This is a genomic window from Caulobacter sp. DMC95 (genome assembly GCF_056313785.1).
In genome coordinates, this window is sequence record NZ_JBQUZP010000013.1 from 1 (window position 1) to 1,276 (window position 1,276).

General features: G+C 67.5%; 1 protein-coding gene and 1 pseudogene. Both read right to left on the minus strand.

The window, feature by feature from the left end:
- Window positions 1-18: 18 nt before the first annotated feature.
- Entirely contained in the window at window positions 19-1,131 is a 1,113-nt protein-coding gene (locus tag ACT53N_RS18885; protein WP_476065308.1) for an IS3 family transposase, read from the minus strand.
- Window positions 1,059-1,211: pseudogene (locus ACT53N_RS18890) on the minus strand (transposase); the annotation flags it as partial. The gene ACT53N_RS18885 and the pseudogene ACT53N_RS18890, both read right to left, overlap by 73 nt.
- Window positions 1,212-1,276: the final 65 nt, after the last annotated feature.

The window sequence follows — 1,276 nt, forward strand, 5'->3', positions numbered from 1 at the left end:
TGACGTGACCCCCGTTTCTCATCCAGCGATAACGAGAGTCCTGGGTTGATTTGAGCCTTGGTGTTGGTGGGTGGCAAGAGGCCGGTGCGCGGAGCTCTCAGCCTGCGCAGCGTGCCGGCCGGTCTCTCCGCAGAAGGCGCTGGCGTACTCCCTAGGCGTCATCCAGCCGAGCTTGGAGTGCGGCCGGCGCTCGTTGTAATCGCGCCGCCAGGTCTCCAGCACGGCGCGGGCGTGCGGCAGCGACCGGAATAGGGTCTCGTTCAGTAGCTCGTCGCGCAGTCGGCCGTTGAAGCTCTCGTTGTAGCCGTTCTGCTGGGGCTTGCCCGGAGCGATGTAATGCCAGCCCACGCCGCTATCGTCGGTCCAAGCCAGGATGGCGTTGGAGGTGTATTCCGTGCCGTTGTCGCTGACGATGGTCTCAGGCCGCCGCCCGCGCTGGGCGATGATGGCGTCCAGCTCGCGCGCCACCCGCCGGCCCGACAGCGAGGTGTCGGCTACCAGGGCCAGGCATTCGCGCGTGCAGTTGTCGATCACCGTCAGGATCCGGAAGCGGCGGCCGTCGGTCATCTGGTCGGACACGAAGTCCAGGCTCCAGCGCTGGTTGGGCGCTAGTGGGACCTCCAGGGGCCGCCGCGTGCCGATCGCGCGCTTGCGTCCGCCGCGCCGGCGCACGGTCAGCTTTTCCTCGCGGTAGAGCCGCTGGACTCGCTTCTTGTTGACCGCATGGCCCTCGCGTCTGAGCAGCACGTGCAGCCGCCGATAGCCGAACCGGCGGCGCTCCTGCGCCAGGGCCTTTAGCCGCTCGCGCAGAACGCCGTCGTCGGGCCGCGTGGCTGCGTAGCGCACGCTCGTGCGATCCACGCCCAGGACCCGGCACGCCCGCCGCTCGCTCATCTCGTAGGCCTGGCGCAGGTACGCCGCGGCCTCCCGACGCGCGGCGGGCGTCACCACTTTTTTCCCAGCAGGTCTTTCAGCGCGACGTTGTCGAGCATCGCGTCGGCCAGCATCCGCTTGAGCTTGGCGTTCTCGTCTTCCAGCGCCTTGAGCCGCCGCGCCTCCGACACGTCCAGCCCGCCGTACTTGGCCTTCCACTTGTAGAAGGTCGGCGAGCTGAGCCCGTGCTTCCTGCACAGGTCCGCCACCGGCACGCCCGCCTCCTGCTCGCGCAGTATCCCGATAATCTGCTCTTCCGTGAACCGTGATCGCTTCATTCGTCCGTCCCTTTCCTGGGGGCGGACTCTAATTATTCCTGGAGGAGTTTCAGGGGGTCACGTCA